Origin of the sequence: Okeanomitos corallinicola TIOX110 (genome assembly GCF_038050375.1) — a bacterium.
In the GTDB taxonomy this organism is placed as follows: domain Bacteria; phylum Cyanobacteriota; class Cyanobacteriia; order Cyanobacteriales; family Nostocaceae; genus Okeanomitos; species Okeanomitos corallinicola.
Map to the genome: position 1 here is coordinate 1,428,243 of NZ_CP150886.1, position 22,121 is coordinate 1,450,363.

Consider the following 22,121-nt stretch of genomic DNA (forward strand, 5'->3'; position numbering starts at 1 on the left):
TTTCCTTTGAAACAAAAATTTATTATACCAATTCACTCTAACAACCACCCAAACAACTCACCAACTGTCAACTTTAAATCACCAGCAAAAGCAGGTACAGGAATTAACATATCTGATTCATCAAAAACCTCAATTTGCTGATTTGCATGATAAACAAAAATAGTCTTTTCACTAGGATCAATTAACCAACCCATTTGACTACCATATTTTAAACAATGGAGAATATTTTTAGTTACCTTTGTCTGATTTTGATCAGGTGATAAAATTTCAATTGTCCAATCTGGAGAAATCGTAAATGTGTTGGAAACTTCTCCATTTTCATCACGCGGAATTCTACTCCAAACAAAAACGGTAATATCAGGTATAATTGAACGTCCACCAAAGGTACAACGTAATTCAGGAAATGCACGAGCTATTTTTTTAGGTTTAACAATAACATTAATCGCAGGTACAAGTTCACCTTGAATTATACTATGTTTTCCTTGTGGTATTGGTTTTTGAATAATTTGATCATCAATATACTCACTAGCAGGTTTCGTTTCTGGTAGTTGTAGAAACTCATCTAATGTAATAGTTTTTTGTAGTAATTGTACCATTTTTACTGATCTCTATGAATAAACAAAAATAGTTCACCCAGGTGGACTCCTACAAAGATTTTCAACCACTTAATTCCTTCACAAATGAAGATATAGCACCGACAAAATCAACAGTTGATTCATAAGGTAAAACATTTCTCCCTTTAATTTTCACCCCCCTTCCTTGAGGTAAACAAGTTAAATAATCAGCCATTCTTTCATCGGGTGTTTCTGTTTTCCCTTCTTTACTAATCGCTGATGCTGTTTCTCCCAAAACTATTAATGTTGGTTTATGAATAGCTGCAATATCACCACTATAATCCCGTTGCCAAAATCTCGCTAAAAAGGAAAACACAGCATAGCGTCCACCCATATTTTCAGCATCCGCAGATAAAGTATCTAACCATTCTTCATCTACTGCTTCACTAGATGCAAATAGCTGATTTTTAGAAAAAGAAGATAAGAATTTGCGAGTTCTTGCATACCTAAAAAACCAATTTCCTATAGGTGAACTAAAAACAGACCACAGTAATTTTTGTTGCCATTGAGGAGCATTTTTAGTAGTCACACTCCAAGCGGTTGGACCAGAAAAGATTAAGCCATTAATTAAATTTGGTTCTAGTTTAAATAGTTCAATTGCTACTGGTGATAAAGCACCTTGTGAGATCACAATTACAGGTTTTTTGACTACGGTTTGTAAAAAATATTGTAACTGTTTTGCCCAATCTAAAGGTTTGTAAGCTTTCCTTGGTGTATCACTTTCACCACATCCCAATAAATCAGGATTATAAATGATATTGTCATGATTAGTCTTGTACCATTCACGACAAAATCTCTGCCAAAATTGCCTTGACAATCCCACACCTATAGGATGAATTAATAGGATGGGAATATCTGAAGCAGTAGAATTTATTGGTTGATGTATTTCATAAGCACAATGATAGTTTTCCCAATTATAAAACTGAGTTTTAGAGGATGTATTTGTAGAAGAGTCAACTAAATTTGGAGTTTGCATATTCCTAACTTTTAATCACAACTAAAAAATAATCTGCGGATGGATAAATTCATATCCTGCATCTTTAAGCTTTTGATTAGAAACCCAAGCATTATGAGGACGATTACTTTTATTGGTTTCATCCCAAATCACATCAGGTAAATTATTACCTGTTAGTACATTACTGATTAATTCTTTGCTAGTTAAATGGCTATCATCAACTAAATTATAAATCCCTTGTAAGCGATGATAACGTGCAAATTCTATAGCTCCAACAATATCATCTAAATGTACCCAATTTGTGGTATCTTCCCCTTTTCCGGGACGAGTTGTACCCGCAGCTCTACCAAAAATTTTTACCAGTTCTCTACCTGGTCCGTAAATTCCTCCTAACCGGAAAATACAAACTCGCAGGTTTTCATTATCTGCTGATAATAAAATATCCTCTGTCTTTCTGAGAATATGAGTATTAACATCAGCTGGTGCCGGTGGTGTTTCTTCATCTACCCAAACACCATTCCTATCACCATAAATAGAGTAACTTCCTGTGTATATCAATTGATGAATATTAGGAAAATACTTGAGGACAGAAACTAAAGTTTTGGCTGTTTCTAAATAAGTCTTTTCATATTCATCTCGACTTTTTGCACCCACACTCAATAAAACAATATCTTGATTTTGTAATATTGCTTTTAATGATTCTGGATCATTTCCTTTAGCAACTATTACCTTTTGAGCAACTGTTTGTAGTTCAGGTACTCTTTCATTGCTAGTTGTAGTTGCAGTAATTACAAAGTCTTTATGTTGCCAATATTGAGAAACTGCATAACCAACATAACCACATCCAATTATTGCTATATTCATGACAATTTAAACAAAAAAAAATAAATTACTTTTTCCATCCTCATTGGCAAAATTGTTAATTGCCAATGTTTAGAACTAATAGACTGTTGCTAGTTTCACATACAAATTTAAAACTTAAAATTCACGCTCCTCTCTGAGAATATTTTAAACTACCTATCTAGTAGCTTCCAGCAGCACATCTGTAATTTTCTGTTACATAAGATACTCTTTTCAGGAATTAATCTTCTCAGAAATCCCACTCAGTCTCCCATACAGCACGTAAGTTAACTCTGTTTTTTATATTTTTATTAACTCGGTGTTATTTACTGATGAATTTCTCCATCAGGCATAATAGCACCTGTTAAGTTAGCACCTATTAATTTCACTAACAAACGCTCACCTGATCGAATTCTAGCACCCGTTAAGTCAGCACCTCGTAAGTCAGCACCACTGAGATCCGCACCAATTAAATTAGTCGAACGTAAATTAGCTTCTCTTAAATCTGCTAATAACAAATTAGCCCTAAATAAATTCGCTTCTGACAAGTCTGCACCTCTGAGGTTGACCTTGTGCATAAAAGTATCACTTAAATTAGAACCGCTGAGATTAGCATAACTTAGGTTTCTACCTGATAAGTCTCGGTTACTTAAATTAGCTCGACTAAAATCTTTACCACTTAAATCAGGATTTTGAGCAGGTTTGTTATAGTTTGTTTGTTTTTGTTGATAGTAATTAGGTGGTCTTTTTGATTGATTAGGTCTAGAATAACCAACAGTTTGAGGCTTATTTGTTAAAGATCGGAGCTTGTCTCGCGCTTCATTAAAAGCTTTGAGTTTGTCTTGGGCTTTTTGTTGTAAGCGATCATTATCTTTGGGTAAGCGATCAGGATGCCAAACAAATACCAAATCTTTGTAAGCCTGGTTAACTTCCTCTAGTGTTGCCCCAGGCTCTAATTCTAATATTCTATAATACTGCTCCAGTTCGCTCATAATGATATATGGGGGGAAATCAAATAATTAATTCCTTTATTATGGGTGATATTGTCATCTTCAGTATAGGTGGCAGTTATTAGTGGTAGCAGGCCAAAATCAGAATCAGATCACTAATTCACCCACTACCTAATTTCTCGGTTGAATTATGGCTCGCCAATATGCCTGAATGGGAATTTGATAAACTTCAATGAAAATCCAAATTATAATTGATAAATGTAACAAAAATGTTAGTATTGTCCAAATATACGGTATCCAGGAGAGAGGTACATCAGGACGTGGTGGAAAATAATAAGCACCGATAGCAATTAAACTGGTAGGAAAGATAATAAAAGCTATTGCTGCCAATATGTAACCCCACCCCAATTCTACACCTTCTAACTGGGCTTGATTCCACTTCCAGCCATTCCAACGCCATACTAGAGGGGGTTGTCGAGAAGGCATTTTAATTTCTTGGGATTCTAAATTAATAGTAAAAATTTCGTGGCAAAAATCACAGGACATAGCCTCCATCAAAGGCATTGTAGAAATTGTTCCTATTCGACAAATAGGACAGGGGTAATGGTCTTGAAAGTTTAAAGTTGTAGAGAAAACTGGGGATTTATTCATAGTTAAATTACAACCGATTACCACATGAATTCTACAAAAAATTAAACTATAGGTATCTGGTTTTTACAAGGTAGCTCAATCTTAAACTCTGTACCTTTTACCTCTTGAGATACATACTCTAAAATCCGATCATGTTTTTTGCAGTTCATTATCTGGGAATGGAGCTACTTTCGTTAAGTGAGTGTAAATAGAGGATTAATTTTTAATTTTTTACCTGTTTTTCATTAATTAATTATCTACAACTTTAGTAAAATTACCTAAAGTCAGTCAAGACAAATACAACAAAAATTTAACAAACAATAGTGAAAAAGCATTACTAAGTTAAACTGATAAACAAGTTACAGCAGCTTTCAGCTTCTGTCTATAGCTGGCGTGACGACGTAGGAGTCATAGGTTAAGCTCGCTAACAGCAATCAAACCCTTGATTGGTAATGATTTTTGATTATTATTTGTACATCATTGATCTGCAATATGCTGTAATGAAAAAATATGACTCAGTTACTCCTTGGCTTGGGTATTACTAAAGATGGAACACTGGCAATTTCTGATACAGAAGCAGGGCGATCGCTCTTGGCAAAGCCTAGAATCACCAACTCTCAAAATTTCCCCAGGTAAGTATAGAATTTTAGCTCGTTCACCCCTTCTGAATACAGATGTAGAAGTGCGGATAACTCATGCCTCAATTCAAGAATTTCCGCCCAAACGGCGTACTTTCAAACGTTTACGGCGTACAGATGCCAATGGGTTGATGGCGGTGATTCCCTTTACTGATCTCACACTGGGTATTTGGGAAATACGATGTTCTGGTGATTTGATGACGGATATGTTAGGGGAATCCTGGCAACAGACTTTACTTCTAAATGTTTTATCCTCTCGAGTCAATGAGCAATTACTCTTAGGTGGTAGCGATGATTCCGATTATAACTTTGAGTCATCAGCAATGGGAACAGATGAAATGTCCCCTACCGTGACTTCAGATCATGAATTTGATGATACTGATACCTTATCACCCATTTCAGCAGATATTTTGATCCATCAACCTGTTAACCCAGTTTTGTTAAAAGGTGAGACAGCAGAACAAATTGTCCAAAATTTACTAGATTTAGCTTTACCCTCTTCAGAATCTTGGGATGAAGATCCATCAGATCAGGATATATCACCAGTAATACCTCCATCATTACCACTACAATTATCTCTAGAAAAAAATACTTACATTGCCAAATGGGGAACATCCTTGCAAATAAAGGGTGAGGTGATATCGGCAAACATAGAAAATCTGACAGATGAAAGATTATCAGTAATTAATATTTATCAACTACAAATAGTGACGGAATTGCGATCGCCCCTAGAATCAGCAATTCTAACTACATCCAAACAAACCTTAGCAGATCAAATATTTCCCTTCTCGTTTAGTAGTAATATTCATATTCCCCATGATTGTGAATCCAAGTTAATTTTAGGCAGTATTAATATATATGGCACAATAACTCCAGGTGGTGAAGTCACACTTTTAGGCAATCATCCTTTCAGTATTACCGCAGATGTGACTGAATTACTAACTATTACTTCACAAGCACTAAGTAAACCAGAATTATTAACTGATCATCACTCTCAATCAGAGGAGAATTTACAAGCATCAGAGCCAGTTCCCTTGGGTTTAGAACTTTTTAATTTGGTGAAAACTCCCAAATTAGCACAGTTTCGGATTTTAAAACCTGTGGAGAATATCACACTACCACCGCGAATTCAATCAGTTATTTTCTCAGAGAAGATATCACCTCAACTACCTAAATTACCCCGAATTCATAAAAGAATGATTTCTGGTAATTCTGCTGGTGTAAATCCATTAAAATCTATGGATGAGGTCAGAAAACCCGATCAAGTCCGCCCTATCAATCTCGAAAAGTTAGTCATTAGACAAGTTAAAACTTCCTTTCCTTTCTTAAAACGTTTAAAGTCAGAACCAGAACCAGAAACTCCATTATCAATACTGGAAACTACTCCACAACTGTCTCTCAGTGATCAATATCCAGAAACTGCTGATCTGGAATTGACAGAAAATACTGTGGCAGAAATTCCTAAATTAGCAACCGATGAATCTTTACAAATCAGTTATCCAGAAACTTCCCCTTTAATTCAAAAATGGATGGCAAAACAAGGATATTTGTTAGATGAAGGGATAGAATTGATATACCAAGACCAAAATCAAGATGATGAAAATATCACAGTTGCACCAGCAGGAGATGATCCAACAGTAGATGATTTAGATGCAGAAACATCATCTTTGCTAGAGATACCAGAACATCTCCGATTGGATACTGATGATTTGGATGATTTGGATGATTTGGATGATTTAGATGCAGAAACATCATCTTTGTTAGAGATACCAGAACATCTCCGACTGGATACGACTGAAACTACCCCCACACCAAAACCACCCCAAAATATACCTACACCTGCTTGGTTATCGGAAGAAATTGTTCTCGATGATGTGTATCTGACATCAATTGATGAGGATGAAAAGCAACCAGCAGCAGCTGAATTAGAGAATTTATCCTCCCAAGATTGGGAATTTTTACCTACACCACAACTATTCTTACCTAGCGGAGAATTACTAGCTGGTAAGCTCATTAAAGTGCGTTTAGAAATGCCCGTAGTATCATCAACGATTGTGATTAAATTATGGGTTGAAGATTATCAAACTCGTGGGTTATTAGATGGACCCCACCTACTTCCAGATTTGCATATTACCCCTTGGGGAAATTGGGAAGCTACTACTCAAATTCTCGTTCCTATGGGCTGTGTGGAAATGCTTGTGGGGGCGATCGCACTGGATGTGAATAGCCAGCAGGAAAGCCATAAAGTTACAATGGTAAAGACTGTTATCCCCCCGGATTTATCTACAATTGAAGTTGATGAAGTGCTGGGTTTGTGAACTCTGTGTTAAAAATCGTGAGAATTTCCAAAAATAGTGGAATTTTTGCAGTAAGCTCCTAAGTGAATTGTATTTTGACTCTAGAGGACTCGTTACTATGTCAGGTTCATTTCTGCCCTCTATTTTGGCATATTCTTCATTTTTGCCTTCTATCTTCGTGCCTTTGACTGGTTTAGTATTACCAGCAGTGGTTTTTGCGTTCTTGTTTTCCTACATTGAACGTGAAGATATCGCCTAATTAGGTTATGGGTAATGGGTAATTTTTTTACCTGTTACCTATATCAATATATAAGCTATTTAACTTAATTAAACTTATGTAATAGGTAAGAGGTAATAGGTAAGAGGTTTAAGTAAATCAATTCTTGCTGATAGAAATCCTGAATCCTAGCTATCCTCAACTCCTATTCCTGATCATGTCTAATCAAGATTGGTTATTAAAATTACAACAAAATCGAGCGATCGCCGTAATTCGGTCTCCCAAAATGGTATGGGGTGAAAAAATGGCTTTAGCAGTAGCTGATGGGGGAATGGGTTTAATAGAAATTACTTGGAATAGCGATCGCCCAGAGGAATTAATTGCCAAACTGCGGAGTCAGTTACCTGATTGTATGATTGGCACGGGAACACTGTTTAATGTTCAACAGTTAAAAGAGGCGATCGCAGCTGGAGCGCAGTTTATTTTTAGTCCTCACACTGACACAGAAATGATCAAAGTTGCCGTCTCGAAAAATATCCCAATTATACCTGGCGCACTTACACCTACCGAAATTGTTAGTGCTTGGAGTCAGGGTGCAAGTTGTGTCAAAGTATTTCCCATTCAAGCAGTAGGTGGTGTCAGTTATATCCAAAGTTTACAAGCACCCCTTGGTCATATTCCCCTCATTCCTACAGGTGGTGTAACCATAGAAAATGCTAAAGATTTTTTACAAGTGGGAGCAGTGGGTGTAGGCTTGAGTGGGGAATTATTCCCGAAACAATGGATATTAGCGGAAAATTGGGGTGCGATCGCCAAGCAAGCTAAAAATCTGATACATCGGTTAAATTAGTAAGTAAAACATATGGCAGGTGACAGGTGACAGTCTGACAAGCTTTTTAGGATCTGAGTTTTGTCATCAATGTCCCGCCTTGTCCACTGTGATCAAAAGTGATAGTCAAAAATCAGGAAAGCAGGGAGTAGGGGAAACTTGATTATCCATTACTCATTACTCATTACCAAAAAAGGAGTGTGTTTACCATGACAAGTAATAGCGATACTCGCTGGGGACATTCTTTAAAAATGTTACTTACGGGGGCAATGATTTCCGTAAGTATCTTGAGTTTCCCATCATCTGAACAAGTATTAGCAAATTCTACTAAAAATAAAATAGCTACAGCCATTCAAACACTGAAAAAATCTGATCAACGTTGGATTCAAGTTGACCTATCAGAGCAGAATTTAATTGCTTGGGAAGGTAACAAACCCGTATATGCAGTGAAAATTTCTTCTGGGAAACGTTCTACACCAACATTGGTTGGTACTTTTAAAGTTCAAACTAAACACAGAAAAACGCGGATGCGCGGGCCTGGTTATAATGTTGCCAATGTTCCTCATACAATGTATTACCATCGTGGTTATGCCATTCATGGAGCATATTGGCATAAAAGATTTGGCACACCTGTTAGTCATGGTTGTGTAAATCTGGCACCGAATCATGCTAAATGGGTATTTGAATGGGCGGCTGTGGGAACTCCTATTGTTGTCAAAAAGTAGAATATTTCAGCGGTAATCTCCAAAGTCTGTTTGTGAGATAGGCTTGAAAAAGCTGACCGCTGATAGCTCAATGCTTAACTCAATTGTGCTACCAGTTGATTATCTACCAAGGTATTATTAGTTAATAAATCCTCAACAGTAATTCTTAAAAAACGCTGTTCATCAACTTGAAACATGACCTTAATGCGATCGCTACCTGGAAAACCTGGGGGTGTAAGTTGGGCAATATTTCTTGCTCCTTGATGATCATTCAGGGGTTTAACGGTGGTAGTTGAAGATTGTAACTTGCGAGTTACCAAGCGATCGCCATCAAAATAAACTTCTGTAGCTCCGGTTTCTGCCCCTAATTCGCCGATAATTAACTCTACACTAGGTTGATTTTCTTGAGAAGCACCCAAAATTATTTCCACTGGTTTACTCATGGGATAAGCTTGACCGGCTTTAATAATTGGTTGCCAACTGTGACGTTGGTGACGACGATCCCAGTAACGTACTCCATAGCTATGATACAAATAGTCTTTAATTTCTAAACCTTGGGTAATTTGTAGCGCACCTTGGGCGATCGCTTCAAAAGGACGTTCACAACGAATTTTTTCCGGTTCAAAATATTGTTGTATCCATGTTTGCACTGCGGGTAATTGTACAGATCCACCCACCAACAAAACCGCATTAATATCATCTAAGTCTATACTTTGACGACGGGCTTGTTGTAGCAAAGTCATCATCGCTTCATGCAGCTTCTCAAAAAATCCATTATCTTTGAGGATATTTTCTAAAGTTTGCCGATTTAGATCCAATTCATAACTTTCAAAAGTTTGATCATTAAAATAAACTTCACTCGCTTGTTGTTGGCTAGACAACTGAATTTTCAACCGTTCGGCTAACCTAGTAATAATAGAATTCACCGATAAACCTTGAGTTTTGACAAAATAATCAACTATCCAATTATCAATATCTGTACCACCTAAATTTTGCCCTGCTTTTGCTAAAACACGGGCTGTTTTTACCTTTTGTTGGGAATCTTCAGCTAAGGATTTTTTTCCCCATTTTAATAAAAATCCGACTGGTTTATTATTAGTTTCTGCTTTTTGGTATAAACTCACCAAAGATAAATCTAAAGTCCCACCACCAAAATCTATGACTAAAAGATTATCTTGTGCTGTTAAACCATAACCCAAAGCTGCGGCTGTAGGTTCATCTAACATTCGTACTTGTTCTACAGGCAGTGTTTGAAGTACATTACCTAACCAGTGACGATAGGCTTCAAAACTGTCCACTGGTACAGTTAACACCAAAGAATCTAAACCGCCTTCTGTTAATACTAATTCTTCAACTATCCTACTTAAAAACCAGTTGCCAACTTTTTCAAAAGTGATGATTTCCCCATCTAATTCCGGTAAAAAACCCTGAATGTCTGCCCCTATTCCTCGTTTAAAACCACGGAAAAATCTCTTATCACCTTGAAAATCTAAGCCCCGATCGCGTACTTGCTGGCCAACTACCACTTGATTCTGACTAGCTGCTTCCACATAAACTAAGCTAGGAATCAAGGGAGGATTAAGACTTTGCTGTAGAGATAAACCCGGTAAAGTCAAGGTTTCCGGTTGCTGGGTGACAGAGTTCCAGCGGGTAATTACTGTGTTGCTAGTACCAAAATCAATCGCTATCGCCATATCTGATTTAAGGATTATGCACCAGGATGAAAATACGTAAGTAAAATTAATATATCCTTAAATTATCAAAAAAGTAGCAACTTTTGTGAGATTAAATTGGTCAAAGGGTTAAACCCAGATTTCTCACAATTTTGATCTCACATTTCGCACTTCATTGTGTAGTACAGACACGAGTGTAATAAGTAGCAGAAATAGTTTAAATATAAAAACGTAGTTAAGTCAGTAACAAATATAGAAGGAGTTAAAAAATGGCACGCACCAACCCCCACACCCTACAAATGCAAATTACCACAATGTTCAGAGATGGACAATCATTCTTTGCATTAACCAAAGTCCAAGACTGGTTAAAAGAACATAATCAAAACCCTTTAGAATATGATGTTATTTTCCATCAAAAACCCGCACCTCCTGGTTCAAAGGAAGTAATAGCAATAGAAATAGAACTGCAACGCAAAGATGGACAACCAGTAGATCCTTGGTTACAGGAACAAGCTAATTTACACGCTTAAATTTTAGTTATTCAAAATTCCCAATAAACAGATAAATAACCTACGGAATTATCTTTGATATTCCTGTTATTCATAATAACACCATTTAAGAATTATCAAAATGACAACACATCAACGTTGGGTTTTTGCTTTTTGGGTTTATTTGGGAATTTTATTTTCTATCTTCATCGCTGCATATCTGCAAATTATCCCCACAGAAATATCAAGATTTCCCTATTATGATACAGTTTTACATTTTTTATTATTAGGACTTGCAGCTTATTTTAGTCATCAAGCATTAAGAAAACGCAAGTTTAGAATATTAAATATCCCCGTACCACTTGCACCATTGATAGTTTTTTTGTTTTGTATAGTTGATGAGATGATCCAATCTTATGTACCTTATCGTAATGCAGATTGGGTTGATTTAGCTGCTGATATTTGTGGTATTATTTCATTTACAATATTAGCGGAAATATTTCCTGCATCAAACAATAAATAACATGAATAATATTAATCTTTGGACATCTTCTGAACACGCTTTAAGTTATTTAGGTAAAGCTGATAAAATACCTCATCGCACGGAAGGGGAAGGAGTTTTATTAGAACAAGTTCCTAAGAATGTTAAACGTATTCTGGATTTAGGAACAGGAGACGGACGCTTACTTGAACTTTTAAAAATAGATCGTCCCCAGATGCAAAGTGTCGCAATTGATTTTTCACCAACAATGTTATCAGCGGTAAAAACTCGCTTTGCTGATGATAAAAATGTAGAAATCATAAACCACAATTTAGATCAACCTTTACCAGATTTAGGTTTATTTGATGCAGTAGTTTCTAGTTTTGCAATTCATCATTTAGGTGATGAACGGAAATTTTCTTTATATAGAGAAATTTTTAAAAACTTAAATCCAGGTGGTATTTTTTGCAATTTAGAACACGTTGCTTCACCTACACAGTCATTACATGAAAAGTTTTTAAAGGAGATTGGTACTTTACCGGAAAATGATGATCCTTCTAATAAGTTGTTGGATGTAGAAACACAGTTACAATGGTTGAGAAAGATTGGTTTTAGTGATGTTGATTGTTATTGGAAATGGTTGGAATTGGCTTTGTTGATAGGGGTGAAAGCTGGTTAATATTTGATTTTTTTTGTTAGGCGATCGCTAAAAACTCTAATCAAGCAAAATTTCCTAAGATTTACTACTTTAATCATCTGCTAAAGTTTCCAACTCATCAGAAATCAAATTTTGCCAATCTTCATCACAGTGAGAATGTAAATGAATTGAACTTACTAATAATTCTGAAAGTATTTTACCCTTTTGGCGATCGCACTTCATCCTACATACATCAAACAGCGATCGCTAATGAATAATCAAACTATCTCTAGTCATTTCCAAGAAATCATGATTTATAAATAATTCGACTATTTGGGTAATATTTTGGAGAAAAAGTTGTTCAAGCTGTTTATTACTAAGTAGGTTAACAGAAAAATTTAAAGGTATGTAAAGAAAAGTTAACCTAATTGGCTTTGTTAAATTTAGTACGTTCTGTCCGGTGTTTTCCTTTTTTACCTCTGGTTTCAACACCATCCATAACTGCATACGCTAGTTCTAATTCATCCTCAAACATTTTTCCAGCAATTTCATCTCGTTTAAGATGTTGCCATTCTAATTCAATTGGATTCATTTCCGAGCAATATTTAGGAAGGAAAAACATATATAAACCCATTTGTTCCCACTTTGTCCATAATGCCTGAACTTCTTTACAACAATGTATTCGTCCATTATCTTGAACTATGACTCTCATTCGTTTACTTTCAGATGCTTCTTGCGCCTCTTGTTCCATCATTTTGATGTAAGAACTGCGCTTAACTCCTCCAATTACTAGACCATAAATAAAGCTAATTAATGGCTGAAATAGCCCAATAATACTGATTCTGCGTCCACGTCTTTTTGTTTGTTCGAGCTTTTTTTGTTCTCCTTTTTGATAGTATGTATAACCTGAATCACTCCAAGCTGAAAATCCTGATTCATCCAAATATTTTAGGTCTATTTCTCCACTAGCCGCAGCCAGTTCTAACATATCCATATCTGCTTGTTTATTTGCACGAGTCACTGGATCTTGTTTTGCTTGATGACTTATTCTTATCCGCTTCCAAATCACCCCTTTTTTTTTAGTCCCCGTCTGATTGTGTTGGTACTTACTTTTATCCCACGCTCTTTATCCAGTTTTTCTGCTAATTGCTTACTGTTATAAGTTTGTGCTTCTTCTTTCAAGCATTTTTCTAAATATTCAATGTCAGCTTCCACCAATTTTGGCTTTCTCCCTCGACCTGGTAACTCATGGAGTCCTTCTATTCCTTCTTTTTCCCACTTATTCAACACGACTCTTACTGTTTGCTCTCCCCAATCAAAGTGAGCCGCTATTTTTTCCACATACCAACCATCTGCATTTAATCTGATTACTTCAGCTCTATCTTTTACTTTCTGCGGTACTTTCGCTGTTCTCAGGTCAAACAACTCTCTATCTTGTTTTTTTGTCAGGAATATCCTTAACCTTGACCCCATATTTACATCACCCTAATATATGTTTTTCCGTATTTACTTATCTTTACACACCTTTAATTTTTTTTGTTTACCTACTTAATATTGCCTGTTGTTATTAATAGTAACTTGTAAGGCTCTTGTTTGATTAAAAAAGAATCTAAAAAATCTTTATCTTTAGTAATCACAATTCTCTGTTCTAGGATTGATAATTTGTTAATGTCTGAATCTGGAGTTGCATTTTGTAAAGGAAGATTTTTAGTATGTATAACATCATAACCCAATTTCTCTAATAAATGTGCAATTCGCATTGGTAATTGAGCATCAATTAAGAATTTCATGAAACTATTTGGAGAATACTTTTAACTTGAGTGAGTCGAGTAGCAAAGTTGAGAACTGCTAAAATATCTTCGTATTCTAAATCATCATAGTCTTCTAAAATATCATCAATGGACATTCCTGAACTCAAAAGTTCTAAGATCATTTCCACTGGATAGCGTAATCCCCGAATACATGGTTTACCATGACAAATATCATGGTTGATTGTTATTCTATTTAATAGCAGGTTATTCATGATATTAGATGTTATGTTGATAGTGAATTAATTATACAGCACTTCCGGCTGTTATGAGGTACAGTAGCAGCAACTAGCAAACCAGTTTCTTAAATGTTGAGGATTTATTAAGTCGAGTGCAACTGAGATTAGCTTATCAACCATTTCTGTTGTGGTTGGAGTAAAGCTACGTAAGAAAGATTTGAGTTGTGACCACCATAATTCAATTGGATTAAAATCAGGAGAGTATGAGGATAAACAAAGAACTGAAGCACCAACAGCTTCAATCATTGACACAATTGAATCTCGTTTATGTGCGGATAAATTATCCATTACTACCACTGCTCCCGACCATAACTGTGGCACTAAAAACTTTTCAACAAATACTTCAAAAGCGTTGCCATCCATTGAATCATTCATTGTCATTAATGCAACTACTTTTTTAATACTAATAGCTCCAATTACTGTAACCTTTGAGCCTCGATAAAAGGGTTTGACAGAGTAAGCTCTTGCTCCTAGTTGTGAGCGGGCATGAGTCCTCGTTAAGCCAAGTAGGATACCAGTTTCGTCCAGAAATACTAAATTTTCTGGCTCTATATTTTTGACCTGATCCCAATAATCTAATCTTAAATTCAGAACTCTTTCTGTTCCTGCTTGGGTACTCCGCGTTGTTTTTTTTTTACGATTTAATCCTAATTTCTGTAATGCAGAACACATTGCACTTCGACCTACCCAATTACCAGTTTTATCTGCAAATAATTCACACAATTCTATCAATGTTGCATCCGAATTTGCTTCAACCAATTCTCTTAAATCTATGTCCGCATTTGTCAGATGACTAAATTGTGGTTTTCCTCGCTTCTTGGGTTGTAAATCTCCATCAATTTTTTGTTGTTTTACCAGCTTTTGTACTAAACTTTTTGACACAGAAAATATATTAGCTACTTTCCTGACTGGAGTTTAGACTAAATCGGTGATGTTCAAGAAAAAAAAGGGAGTCTGATTGAATACAGTCCCCCTTTTGGCAGAAGCTAAGAGAAGAATCACCTACTCTTACTCGCCAATATGAAACGTACTTCCTTAAAAGAATTTCGTCAAGCAGCCTACCAATATTTAGGCAGAGCTAAAGATGCAACTTTTGAATTGACAGATGCGATATTGCTAACGAGAAATATTTATTGCCTAGCAGACTTGTCCTTATCACCAGTATTTAGACGTAAGTGGCCAAGCATCTATGAAGCACTACAAGATAGCAGACCACAGCGACAAAAATTGATGCAGCTATATATTGAACAGATACCAACCGTGAAGCGACCTCTATTGGCAGGAGATCATACGAACTGGTCACGACCAGATGCAGTTAAACTAGAAGAAAGAACTTATGAACATAGTGGCACATCCATAGCAGGAAACAAACCAATAACTGTAGGACAGGGATATAGCACAATAGCCTGGATACCGGAAAATGAGGGGAGTTGGGCATTACCTTTAAGACATGAAAGAATCACAAGTTCTGAAAGTCCTATCTCAAAAGCAATTTGGCAATTAAAACAGGTATGTAAATATTTGCCTGTTAGACCAATTTCTGTGTGGGATAGTGAATATGGATGTGCGCCTTTTGTCTTAAAAACTGCGAATATTCCCGCAGATATTCTGGTTCGGTTGCGTTCAAATCTGTGTTTATGGGGTGAACCAGGAGCTTATTCTGGTAAGGGGCGACCCAAAAAACATGGTGATAAATTTAAACTGAATGAGCCAACAACATTGACCCAAGCCACATCTGTTTTGGAAGTGAATGACCCAAAATTAGGACGAGTGCGTGTGAGCTTATGGAAAGATTTACACTTTCGTCAAGCTGCTACAAGACCAATGTTACTGATTAGGGTTGAACGTCTGGACGCGCAAGGTAACATGAGGGCATCCAAACCTTTATGGTTGGCTTGGGTAGGAGAAGAAATGCCACCATTAGAGGAAGTTTGGTCTCTGTACTTACGTCGCTTTACGATTGACCATTGGTATCGCTTTTTGAAGCAGCGTCTACATTGGACCGTCCCAAACTTTGGTACTCCTAAGCAATGTGAGCGATGGAGTGACCTCATGCCGTTGATGACTTGGGAATTGTGGTTAGCCCGTGATATGGTTACTGACAATCCTCTACCTTGGCAGAAGTCTCAGGGTAATTTGACCCCTGGAAGGGTTGCTCAAGCTATGGGTGGAGTTTTTGCCGCTATTGGTACTCCTACCTCTGCACCCAAACCTCGCGGAAAGTCTCCTGGTTGGAAACCAGGAAAACAGCGTCACCGTAAAAACCCCTGTCCCATTGTTAAAAAAACAGTATCACGTCCACCTAAAGAACCTTCTGTTGCTGTTTAATACCTAAGATTATTCATAGTTTCGCTAAGTCTCTGATTAACTCAGCCCTGCTGGGTCATTTTTCATAGCTTAGTCTAAACTCCAGTTATAAGGTGAATCCAGAGATTCTAATAATTCATAAGTATCTCTCCATAACTTTCCCAAATATAACTCATTGTTTCCACTTGCTTGGATACGCTGTTGGATATCAGAACCATCATAGTAAGGAAATTCGTCACCAAAATACAGATTTTTGATAATGATGTAGTCTGCTTTATTTCCATAACAATTAAAAAGCTCTTGTAGATAATCTGTACAATCTCTCCGATAAGAAATTGGATGTACAAAGGTTATACGATAACCTAATTGAGCAATTGCATCCCAAAGCATTACTTCTTCGGCAAATTGTCGAAATTCTTCAAAACTTTGTCCGGGTAAATCACTCAAAGCTACTTGCACATCAGAAAAAGTCTCTAAATCAATTAATAATTGGTCTGCACCACCTGGTGTTAAGGGCAATTGAGCAATAGGTAATAATAGCTGATAAGCATATAACTTATTGCGATTACCACTGTAGTAAACTCTGAGATTTAGTTGCGATTCTAGATAAATCTCTATCAACAAACGTGCTGTTGTTGATTTACCCACCCTAGCATCACCAACTGTCATTACTAGTCGTTTATGATTGGGGATAAACCCTGGATTATTTTGGCTATGCGGTTTGATCTGTGATGACTGCATTTTCTTTTATCCCCAATAATTCATTAGCATTCAATACGCTTTGCTCAAATTCTTTCAACCAAGCTGAAACACGAGACTTAATGACAATGTTGGCTTCTTTATCTTCTAGAACTTGACCAAAAGTTAAGTTTTTTTCATCAATATAGTCATAGGGTTTGAAAAATAAATCTGGCATTTTAATTTCCACTGCACCAGCATCTAAAAGTTTAGTGCGAGTATCAGAACTGTCGTATCGTTCAAACTTATCAGCTTCACCGTGGAATAGATTTTTCACAACTACATAATCAACGCGATCGCCACAGTATTTGTGAAGAATTCGTAATATATTCACTGAATCTTTTACCCTAGATAGTACACTCACCATTGTGACTCTGTATCCTAAGCCTTTGACAGCATCAAATACCCCCAAGTCTTTCTCAAAATTCTCAAAAAATAGACCTGACTGGGCTGGTAAATCTACTAATACCAGTGGGGTAAGTTCTTTTTCTAAGTCTATTAGTAAGTCATCTGCACCACCCCTTGTAAAAATATCAAGTAGCTTGACTCCAGGTTGTGCTGAGTCGTAATGTCTATACAATTGGGCATTGCGATGATCTGAGTCATAAGCTAAATACTTTAACTGTTTGTTGATATATAAATGTAGTAATCCTCTTGCAAATGTGGATTTACCTACACCTCCTTTATCTCCTGTGATAATTACTATTCTTCCTGTTTGTTCAGTTGTTTTAAACTGTTGATTTTCTGTGGTTTCTTCATTTGCTGGTATCTGTTCATTTTCATTCACTATGGGGTGCTTCCTTTTTCTAGTCATAAATTAAGCAATGATTTGCTTCAATATTGAAGATATTCTGGTAAGTAATAAAAAAGATAAAAAGCTTTTTATCTAAATTTAACTATGATTAACTACCTGCAAATTAAATTTGCAAGTTTATGAAATGTGTCAGTTGTATTTTTACAGGTTATTTACCCATTTATAAACTATCATTTGATGTAAAATCGTATGCTTTTTGATGTATTTTACTGGAGTTTATACCAATTTTATGTGAGGCTGCACATAATTGTGAAATCCCTTGATTAATCCATTCTTATCTGTGTCTATCTGCGTACCCTTCTCCTGTCGGAGACACTACGTAAACGGGAAGCACGCTACAATTATTTTTTATATTTTATTCTATGCATCTTCATATTAATATTGTTCTTTGAGTTTGTTAAATGACTTGTTCTATAGGTGGGAGAAAGATTTCAATTTTTTGCAGTAGCCTCCCTTCCTCTAGCGACTTTAAATTCTCAATTATTAACTTGACTTTCTGAGTTTGTTTACAGCTTACTTTCGTAGGAAGAATCAATTTAGAGTAAGCTTTTTCTCTTCTTTGACGACCAAATTGATTTCTCGTTTTAGAGGATGTTTGAAAATTTAGAAAGGTATAATTTGCCATTTTAATCGGAGTAAAACTGAACGAAAAATCAAGGGTTTGAGTGATTACCCAGAGATGCCTCACTACGCTGCGCTACGTTCAGCAGGACTTTTCAAACACCCTCTTAGATATACTACTAAAAACGAGTTGGAGCTTTACTCTTAAAATTGCTCAAAATATTGATATACAAGGATTTTTGCCTGGGCAAAAGTCTAGTATTTATCCGTTTTTAGTATAAACTATAGGAATCCGGTTTGATTCTTGTTCATTATACTGAGATTCAATCGTTGATTCCATAAGGTTTACGGTTTACATCTTGTTCAAAAATCAAATAGTAGCCCTATATCAATATTTTTATTGGGCGTTGCTGATTAAGAGTATGATTTTGTTTCACGCAGAGGCGCAGAGTCGCAAAGAGTAAGAGTTTTAAATTATTGATTTTTCAATTTCACACTTCAGTTCAGCAATGCCTTTTATTGTTTTTTAACTCAATTACAAGATAATTTGTAGGATAGGCAATGATGAAAGAGCAATAACTTAGCTAAAACTACACCCCCACCGCACAAAACCCAGCCCAATGAAAAGGGTCACAAAAAGGTTTACTATCATCCTGTAGCTTATGCAGAAGACGACGTAGTGCCATCCTCACTGCCGGAGGTAAGGGCAACTGGGTTTGTATAACCCATTTTTCTAATTCCATTTTTGTCACATCCCGCAGCCACAACTGGGCTAGATTAAGAGCTGTACCTACAGAAGAACCGTTCCGGAGATTGTGGTAGAACTGGAGCATTAAAAATGATGTTGACAAGTCATTCACTGTCCAAAGCGAACTCACTAAACTAGGAGTACCCGCGTATAGAAAACCACTGGGTAAACCGATATACTCATCACTGAGGCTGGAGGGGTCAGTCAAACCCGTTTCGCAGGCAGAAAGAGTAACAAGGCGAGTTTGCTGCAAGTCTAAGTTCAAGATTTCTGCCAAAGTCAACGGCCCATCTGCCAACTGCAATGCTGAGTTTAGTGGAGATACCAAGTCAAATATGCCGTGGCATGCAAAGTGGACACAGTGAATGCCTTGCAACAGACTGTTACTGATAGCAGCTTTAGTTGCTGCTGACTGTTGGAAAACTGTTGCTATCTCAAATTTATCCCTAATTACTTCGACTTCGATGGCAGCATAGGAAAGGTCATTTGTGGGATTTTGGATGGCGAACAGATGTTTAAAGTTGGGTCTTTGGCGGGTTTGAGCTAATTGCAGCAGCTGGCAACTAGGGGCATAGCGGATTCCACGGCTAAATCTATCAATGAGGGTAGTATCAAATACAGGCAAAGCATGAAGTGGTAATATATGCAAAAACCGATGGGGAATCAAAATTAGCTGGTTGCACCCTTGCGGTAACTGGGAGAGGAGCCTGTCGAAGTACAAATTCCTAGCAAGTTCCTCTAGACGCGGCATCAGTTGAGTTCGCCAAGAGCCTTTATCCTGGTAGTAATCTTTTAGGTATGCCTCCAGCCAATTTGTTAGGTCTTGCAGGTCTTCTGGAGTAGACCGCCAAACTGTAATCCGTTGCTGGTTTTCTTCTACACAAAGAAAAGAATTGGCTTCAGTTTCACTGTTAGGCGCAGGAGAAGAACCAGTATTGGGAGTTACAACGAATGTAAAAATTTGACCGTCAGCAATGAACCACTCAATTACAGCAGTGCGATCATCAAGACTTGCTAGGAAGGGGGCTAAATCGAAGCGAGAACCAACAGCCAAGTAACTGTCTTGTAATGTGTTGCGCTGCTGTCGCAATTTTTGCAGCTTTTGAGCTAGAACAGTAGAGTTAGCAGATGTTCCCGACTGGATGCACTGCTGTCCCTGGTTAATTTCATCCTGAAGCTGTTGCAGTTGACTAGCAATGTCTGGAGGAAAGATACTGTGATTGTCACGGCTGAGAAGTAGCTCTACCAACTGGCGCGTTTTGCTACGTTCAACGTAAGTAATTGCCTTGCTAAGATATTGCGGTTCATTAACAGCCAGTTCTAGGGAAACCTCCACTATGTTGATATAAAGCTGATGCCATTCCTCAGCTAGCTTACGTTTAGCAATATCCCCAGAGACTATTTCACTCCGCAAAAACTCCACTGTATCAACTGCTGCTACAAAAGCAGAGTAGGCTAGGTGCAGTTGGTGCATATCCCAGTAAGTCAAACCCAAATTTAGTTGTGTTTCCGTGTGGTACATGGGAAAGGCAGCCTGAGTGCGTACCTGTAATGCTTCCTGACAGCAGTTAATTGCCTGTTCCAAATTTTGATGATGTTCGCCGAGTATGCGTTGTCGCCAAGTAACAGCTAAGGCATTTTGCGTTTCTGCCCAAGTTTCTGGAAACTCAGCTTTGGTATAGACTTGGAGGGCGTTTTGGTAACAAGCGATCGCTCGTTCAATATTTTCTGCCTTCTCTCCCTCCAGGCGTTGCCAGTAAACTACTCCCAGGTTCTTCTGCGTCTCTGCCCATTTTTCTGGAAACTCTGTTTGAGTGTACATTTGGAGAGCATTCTGCAAATAGTTAATAGCGCGTTCCAAGTTCCTGGCTTTATTTCCCTGTTGGCGATCGCAGTAAACCACTCCCAAATTTTTCTGCGTCTCTGCCCATTCCGTCGGCAATACACTACGGGTACGCACTAGCAGACTCTTGTGAAAACAAGCAATTGCTTGCTCTAAATTGGCATCCGGCTCTCCCTGAATACGTCCACGATATGCTATTCCCAGGTTATGCTGCGCTCTGGCCCAGTCTACAGGATAGTCATCCTCGGTGTATACTTGCAGGGAATTTTGGTGGCAGAGAATTGCCTGCTCTAGGTTTTGCGCTCGGTCGCCCAAAATTCTGCTACTGTAAGCAGTACCCAAGTTGTTTTGGAGCATTGCCCACTCCTCTCTTAAAGAATCTTGGGTATAGACTTGTAGGGCATTTTGGTAGTGGGCGATCGCCTGCTCTAAATTCTCTGCTCGTTCTCCACGAAGGCGATTATTGTAGACTGCACCAAGACTGTTTTGCACAATCGCCCACTGTTGTGGCAACTCGTCTTGTGTAAATATATCTAGTGCAATGTTGTAACCTGCAATAGCAATTTCCAGGTTGTTCGCCCTAATGCCTAAGGGAAAGTGAAACATGAGATTGCTGAAGTTGACGAACAATCCAGCAATTGTAGTCCATCCTTCTGGTGGTATAGTTGAGAACAAATTAGCTGCCAAGCTAGGCAAGATTTGAGCAAAAGCATCAGTGAGCTTGTCTAAATTGGCTCTGAGCAGAGGTTCAATCACCTGGGAATTGCAGTTGCTCTGTAAAATTGCTTGCCAAAGCTCGTTCCAGAAAGGCGCAGTTATTTTTACAGTTTCCAAATTAACTAAGATAGCCGCATAATCACGTAGATTGTAAATCTGATTGGCTCCCTGCAAGTTACCCTGTTCTTCCTGCCGAATGGCTGCTTGTTCTAACCATTCCACCCAGCCAGTATCAACAAATTCTCGCCTAGCCTGCAAAATCTCCGGCGCACGAGTGCTGTCGCAACGGAGTAGTTCTTCGGTTAAGTCCAGATAGGCTTGGTGGCGTTGTGCGTCCATGTTGTTTGAGTCTACTCAAATCTGTTTTTGCATCGTTTTTAGGGGGTGGTGACG

22 protein-coding genes and 1 pseudogene are annotated in these 22,121 nt (G+C 37.5%); 8 read left to right on the forward strand and 15 right to left on the reverse strand.

Going from position 1 to position 22,121, the window contains the following annotated elements; translation table 11 throughout:
- Positions 1-32: 32 nt before the first annotated feature.
- The 5 genes from WJM97_RS06180 to WJM97_RS06200 form a co-directional block, all read right to left on the reverse strand.
- Positions 33-596, reverse strand: a complete 564-nt coding sequence (locus tag WJM97_RS06180; protein ID WP_353932167.1) for a Uma2 family endonuclease — start codon at positions 594-596, stop codon at positions 33-35.
- 61 nt (positions 597-657) lie between these two features.
- Complete coding sequence (locus tag WJM97_RS06185) at positions 658-1,590, reverse strand: alpha/beta hydrolase (RefSeq protein ID WP_353932168.1); 933 nt, start codon at positions 1,588-1,590, stop codon at positions 658-660.
- A gap of 21 nt (positions 1,591-1,611) precedes the next feature.
- A complete protein-coding gene (locus WJM97_RS06190; protein ID WP_353932169.1) occupies positions 1,612-2,433 on the reverse strand; it encodes an NAD-dependent epimerase/dehydratase family protein in 822 nt (273 codons plus the stop codon).
- A gap of 302 nt (positions 2,434-2,735) precedes the next feature.
- A complete protein-coding gene (locus WJM97_RS06195; RefSeq protein WP_353932170.1) occupies positions 2,736-3,401 on the reverse strand; it encodes a pentapeptide repeat-containing protein in 666 nt (221 codons plus the stop codon).
- A gap of 129 nt (positions 3,402-3,530) precedes the next feature.
- Positions 3,531-4,010, reverse strand: coding sequence for a hypothetical protein (locus WJM97_RS06200; protein WP_353932171.1), 480 nt, complete (start codon positions 4,008-4,010; stop codon positions 3,531-3,533).
- 526 nt (positions 4,011-4,536) lie between these two features.
- Here WJM97_RS06200 and WJM97_RS06205 point away from each other — a divergent pair.
- From WJM97_RS06205 to WJM97_RS06220, 4 genes are all read left to right on the forward strand, one after another.
- Complete coding sequence (locus WJM97_RS06205; protein ID WP_353932172.1) at positions 4,537-6,945, forward strand: hypothetical protein; 2,409 nt, start codon at positions 4,537-4,539, stop codon at positions 6,943-6,945.
- 97 nt (positions 6,946-7,042) lie between these two features.
- A complete protein-coding gene (gene psaI / locus WJM97_RS06210; RefSeq protein ID WP_353932173.1) occupies positions 7,043-7,183 on the forward strand; it encodes a photosystem I reaction center subunit VIII in 141 nt (46 codons plus the stop codon).
- A gap of 175 nt (positions 7,184-7,358) precedes the next feature.
- Positions 7,359-7,991, forward strand: a complete 633-nt coding sequence (locus WJM97_RS06215) for a bifunctional 4-hydroxy-2-oxoglutarate aldolase/2-dehydro-3-deoxy-phosphogluconate aldolase (RefSeq protein ID WP_353932174.1) — start codon at positions 7,359-7,361, stop codon at positions 7,989-7,991.
- A gap of 188 nt (positions 7,992-8,179) precedes the next feature.
- Positions 8,180-8,695, forward strand: a complete 516-nt coding sequence (locus WJM97_RS06220) for a L,D-transpeptidase (RefSeq protein ID WP_353932175.1) — start codon at positions 8,180-8,182, stop codon at positions 8,693-8,695.
- 74 nt (positions 8,696-8,769) lie between these two features.
- Here the strand turns inward: WJM97_RS06220 and WJM97_RS06225 are convergent, their stop codons facing one another.
- Positions 8,770-10,368, reverse strand: coding sequence for an Hsp70 family protein (locus tag WJM97_RS06225; RefSeq protein WP_353932176.1), 1,599 nt, complete (start codon positions 10,366-10,368; stop codon positions 8,770-8,772).
- 248 nt (positions 10,369-10,616) lie between these two features.
- On the opposite strand from WJM97_RS06225, the gene WJM97_RS06230 reads away from it, so the two are divergent.
- The 3 genes from WJM97_RS06230 to WJM97_RS06240 all read left to right on the forward strand — a co-directional run bounded on the left by WJM97_RS06230 (position 10,617) and on the right by WJM97_RS06240 (position 11,995).
- Positions 10,617-10,877: a hypothetical protein gene (locus WJM97_RS06230; protein WP_353932177.1), complete on the forward strand. Its 261-nt coding sequence runs from the start codon at positions 10,617-10,619 to the stop codon at positions 10,875-10,877.
- 100 nt (positions 10,878-10,977) lie between these two features.
- Positions 10,978-11,358, forward strand: a complete 381-nt coding sequence (locus tag WJM97_RS06235; protein ID WP_353932178.1) for a VanZ family protein — start codon at positions 10,978-10,980, stop codon at positions 11,356-11,358.
- A gap of 1 nt (position 11,359) precedes the next feature.
- Positions 11,360-11,995, forward strand: a complete 636-nt coding sequence (locus WJM97_RS06240; RefSeq protein WP_353932179.1) for a class I SAM-dependent methyltransferase — start codon at positions 11,360-11,362, stop codon at positions 11,993-11,995.
- Between the two features lie 69 nt (positions 11,996-12,064).
- Here WJM97_RS06240 and WJM97_RS06245 read toward each other — a convergent pair whose 3' ends face one another.
- The 5 genes from WJM97_RS06245 to WJM97_RS06265 all read right to left on the reverse strand — a co-directional run bounded on the left by WJM97_RS06245 (position 12,065) and on the right by WJM97_RS06265 (position 14,882).
- Positions 12,065-12,196 (reverse strand): hypothetical protein, encoded by a 132-nt coding sequence (locus WJM97_RS06245; protein ID WP_353932180.1) that lies wholly within the window; start codon positions 12,194-12,196, stop codon positions 12,065-12,067.
- Between the two features lie 181 nt (positions 12,197-12,377).
- Positions 12,378-13,426 (reverse strand): IS630 family transposase gene (locus WJM97_RS06250; protein WP_353930221.1). Its coding sequence is split into 2 segments (ribosomal slippage): positions 12,378-13,031 and positions 13,034-13,426, totalling 1,047 coding nucleotides; the frame shifts between segments, so codons are not numbered across the junction.
- Positions 13,427-13,497: 71 nt separating this feature from the next.
- On the reverse strand, positions 13,498-13,743 hold the full coding sequence (locus WJM97_RS06255; RefSeq protein WP_353932181.1) for a DUF5615 family PIN-like protein: 246 nt from the start codon (positions 13,741-13,743) through the stop codon (positions 13,498-13,500).
- Positions 13,740-13,976 carry a DUF433 domain-containing protein gene (locus WJM97_RS06260; protein ID WP_353932182.1) on the reverse strand — a complete coding sequence of 79 codons (237 nt, stop codon included), beginning with the start codon at positions 13,974-13,976 and terminating at the stop codon, positions 13,740-13,742. Before WJM97_RS06260 ends, WJM97_RS06255 begins: the two co-directional genes overlap by 4 nt.
- 51 nt (positions 13,977-14,027) lie before the next feature.
- Positions 14,028-14,882, reverse strand: a complete 855-nt coding sequence (locus tag WJM97_RS06265; RefSeq protein WP_353932183.1) for an IS630 family transposase — start codon at positions 14,880-14,882, stop codon at positions 14,028-14,030.
- Between the two features lie 138 nt (positions 14,883-15,020).
- Here WJM97_RS06265 and WJM97_RS06270 point away from each other — a divergent pair, with 138 nt between their 5' ends.
- Entirely contained in the window at positions 15,021-16,328 is a 1,308-nt protein-coding gene (locus WJM97_RS06270; RefSeq protein ID WP_353932184.1) for an NF041680 family putative transposase, read from the forward strand.
- Positions 16,329-16,397: 69 nt separating this feature from the next.
- Here WJM97_RS06270 and WJM97_RS06275 read toward each other — a convergent pair whose 3' ends face one another.
- From WJM97_RS06275 to WJM97_RS06290, 4 genes and pseudogenes are all read right to left on the reverse strand, one after another.
- Complete coding sequence (locus tag WJM97_RS06275; RefSeq protein ID WP_353932185.1) at positions 16,398-17,048, reverse strand: hypothetical protein; 651 nt, start codon at positions 17,046-17,048, stop codon at positions 16,398-16,400.
- Positions 17,020-17,832, reverse strand: a complete 813-nt coding sequence (locus tag WJM97_RS06280; protein ID WP_353932186.1) for a chromosome partitioning protein ParA — start codon at positions 17,830-17,832, stop codon at positions 17,020-17,022. The genes WJM97_RS06275 and WJM97_RS06280 overlap by 29 nt, the downstream gene beginning before the upstream one ends.
- A gap of 427 nt (positions 17,833-18,259) precedes the next feature.
- Positions 18,260-18,448 (reverse strand): annotated as a pseudogene (locus tag WJM97_RS06285) (ISNCY family transposase); the annotation flags it as partial.
- A 562-nt stretch (positions 18,449-19,010) separates the two neighbouring features.
- Positions 19,011-22,067: a CHAT domain-containing tetratricopeptide repeat protein gene (locus WJM97_RS06290; RefSeq protein WP_353932187.1), complete on the reverse strand. Its 3,057-nt coding sequence runs from the start codon at positions 22,065-22,067 to the stop codon at positions 19,011-19,013.
- Positions 22,068-22,121: the final 54 nt, after the last annotated feature.

What these genes read in the sequence shown, in the direction of transcription:
- WJM97_RS06200 (WP_353932171.1), bottom strand. Translation starts at nt 4,010, where the DNA reads ATGAATAAATCCCCAGTTTTCTCTACAACTTTAAACTTTCAAGACCAT.
- WJM97_RS06275 (WP_353932185.1), bottom strand. Translation starts at nt 17,048, where the DNA reads ATGCAGTCATCACAGATCAAACCGCATAGCCAAAATAATCCAGGGTTT.
- WJM97_RS06180 (WP_353932167.1), bottom strand. Translation starts at nt 596, where the DNA reads ATGGTACAATTACTACAAAAAACTATTACATTAGATGAGTTTCTACAA.
- WJM97_RS06260 (WP_353932182.1), bottom strand. Translation starts at nt 13,976, where the DNA reads ATGAATAACCTGCTATTAAATAGAATAACAATCAACCATGATATTTGT.
- WJM97_RS06230 (WP_353932177.1), top strand. Translation starts at nt 10,617, where the DNA reads ATGGCACGCACCAACCCCCACACCCTACAAATGCAAATTACCACAATG.
- WJM97_RS06220 (WP_353932175.1), top strand. Translation starts at nt 8,180, where the DNA reads ATGACAAGTAATAGCGATACTCGCTGGGGACATTCTTTAAAAATGTTA.
- WJM97_RS06205 (WP_353932172.1), top strand. Translation starts at nt 4,537, where the DNA reads ATGGAACACTGGCAATTTCTGATACAGAAGCAGGGCGATCGCTCTTGG.
- WJM97_RS06240 (WP_353932179.1), top strand. Translation starts at nt 11,360, where the DNA reads ATGAATAATATTAATCTTTGGACATCTTCTGAACACGCTTTAAGTTAT.
- WJM97_RS06255 (WP_353932181.1), bottom strand. Translation starts at nt 13,743, where the DNA reads ATGAAATTCTTAATTGATGCTCAATTACCAATGCGAATTGCACATTTA.
- psaI (WP_353932173.1), top strand. Translation starts at nt 7,043, where the DNA reads ATGTCAGGTTCATTTCTGCCCTCTATTTTGGCATATTCTTCATTTTTG.
- WJM97_RS06245 (WP_353932180.1), bottom strand. Translation starts at nt 12,196, where the DNA reads ATGAAGTGCGATCGCCAAAAGGGTAAAATACTTTCAGAATTATTAGTA.
- WJM97_RS06235 (WP_353932178.1), top strand. Translation starts at nt 10,978, where the DNA reads ATGACAACACATCAACGTTGGGTTTTTGCTTTTTGGGTTTATTTGGGA.
- WJM97_RS06185 (WP_353932168.1), bottom strand. Translation starts at nt 1,590, where the DNA reads ATGCAAACTCCAAATTTAGTTGACTCTTCTACAAATACATCCTCTAAA.
- WJM97_RS06270 (WP_353932184.1), top strand. Translation starts at nt 15,021, where the DNA reads ATGAAACGTACTTCCTTAAAAGAATTTCGTCAAGCAGCCTACCAATAT.
- WJM97_RS06195 (WP_353932170.1), bottom strand. Translation starts at nt 3,401, where the DNA reads ATGAGCGAACTGGAGCAGTATTATAGAATATTAGAATTAGAGCCTGGG.
- WJM97_RS06290 (WP_353932187.1), bottom strand. Translation starts at nt 22,067, where the DNA reads ATGGACGCACAACGCCACCAAGCCTATCTGGACTTAACCGAAGAACTA.
- WJM97_RS06190 (WP_353932169.1), bottom strand. Translation starts at nt 2,433, where the DNA reads ATGAATATAGCAATAATTGGATGTGGTTATGTTGGTTATGCAGTTTCT.
- WJM97_RS06215 (WP_353932174.1), top strand. Translation starts at nt 7,359, where the DNA reads ATGTCTAATCAAGATTGGTTATTAAAATTACAACAAAATCGAGCGATC.
- WJM97_RS06225 (WP_353932176.1), bottom strand. Translation starts at nt 10,368, where the DNA reads ATGGCGATAGCGATTGATTTTGGTACTAGCAACACAGTAATTACCCGC.